Raw genomic sequence first — 1740 nt, 5'->3', positions numbered from 1 at the left:
CGAAGGCCACCGACAGCACGACAGCGATGAGCGAGAGCGCCATCCGGCCCTTGTGGGCGAAGAAGCTCCGCAGTGAGGTCTTGAGCAGCATGATGCCATGCTGCGCTCACGCATTGAAAGGGCCGGGACCCCGGCGCCGCAGGGCGGCCGCCGACGCCGCCCGAAGAGCATGGCCGCCATCGCGGCCGGCACCACCGCCTCCCTGCTGCTCGGCGCCGGCCTCGCGCTGTCCGGCGGCGGCGCGGCCAACGCCGCGACCACCAACTCCACCGGCGCGCCCGCCACCAGCGGCGGCATCAAGGTCGCCTACTTCGACCAGTGGTCGGTCTACGCGAACGCGTACTACCCCAAGACGATCCAGGACACCGGCGTCGCCAAGAACCTGGACTACATGATCTACTCCTTCGCCAACATCCACCCGACCGACCTGGGCTGTTTCGAGGCCACCAAGGCCGCCGACGGGAACGACAACAACCCCAACGCGGGTGACGGCGCGGGCGACGCGTTCGCCGACTACCAGAAGAGCTTCGGCGCGGACATCTCGGTCGACGGCGTCGGCGACGTCTGGAACCAGCCGATCGCGGGCAACTTCAACCAGCTGAAGAAGCTGAAGGCGAAGAACCCGAACCTCAAGGTCCTGCTCTCGCTGGGCGGTTGGACCTACTCCAAGTACTTCTCGCCGGCCTCCGCCACGGACGCCTCGCGCAAGCACCTGGTGTCGTCCTGCATCGACATGTTCATCAAGGGCAACCTGCCCAGCGACGCCGGCTTCGGCGGCCCGGGCTCGGCGGCCGGCGTCTTCGACGGTATCGACATCGACTGGGAGTACCCGGGCGGCGGCGGCCACACCGGCAACCTCTCCAGCCCGGCGGACAAGCAGAACTTCACCGCCCTGCTGAAGGAGTTCCGCACCCAGCTGGACGCGCAGGGCGCGGCGGACAAGAAGACCTACGCCCTGTCGGCGGCGGTCGGCGCCGGCCAGGACAAGATCATGAACGTCGAGACCGACAAGATCGGTCAGTACCTGACCTTCCTCGACGTCATGACCTACGACATGCACGGCGGCTGGGACGCCCAGGGGCCGACCAACCACCAGGCCGCGCTCTACTCGACCCCGGACGACCCGTCGACCCCGGCCAAGCCGGGCAACGGGAAGTACTCGATCGACAACGCGATCAAGGCGTGGACGGCCGGTGACAAGGAGTACGGCATCCCCGGCGGCTTCCCCGCCAACAAGATCAACATGGGTGTGCCGTTCTACTACCGCGGCTGGACCGGCGTGAAGGACAACGGCAAGCACGGCCTGTACCAGCCCGCCACCCAGCCGGCGGCCGGCGCGGCGATGTCCGGCAACGTCCCCGGCATCCAGATGTACAAGGAGCTCGCGGGCTTCGTCGACAACCCGTCCAAGACCTTCTGGGACGACGGGGCCCAGGCCACGTACTTCTACGACGGCAACACCTTCTGGAGCGGTGAGGACGCCAAGTCCATCCAGGCCAAGCTCGACTACGCGCACTGCAACGGCCTCGGCGGCTCCTTCGCCTTCTCGCTGTACGACCTGGGCACCAAGACCGCCCTGTTCGACAAGATGGTGAGCGCCACCAACGGCTCCGCGTCCGCCTGCCCGGCCCCGCCGACCGGCACGCCGACCCCGACCTCCACCGGCACCCCCACCGGCACCCCGACCGGGGTGGCGGTGCCGGCGCCGAGCTTGGCCAGCAGCGGGTGGGCGGCCTCGGG

1 protein-coding gene is annotated in these 1740 nt (G+C 68.7%); it reads left to right on the top strand.

Annotation, left to right across the window (positions count from 1 at the left end):
- Positions 1–97: 97 nt before the first annotated feature.
- On the top strand, positions 98–1740 hold a 1643-nt coding region (locus ACIQOV_RS40245; RefSeq protein ID WP_401055943.1), incomplete at its 3' end, for a glycoside hydrolase family 18 protein.

This window comes from Kitasatospora sp. NPDC091257, assembly GCF_044757675.1.
Taxonomy (GTDB): Bacteria; Actinomycetota; Actinomycetes; order Streptomycetales; family Streptomycetaceae; genus Kitasatospora; species Kitasatospora lactacystinica.
This window is presented reverse-complemented; position numbering and strand designations above follow the sequence as displayed.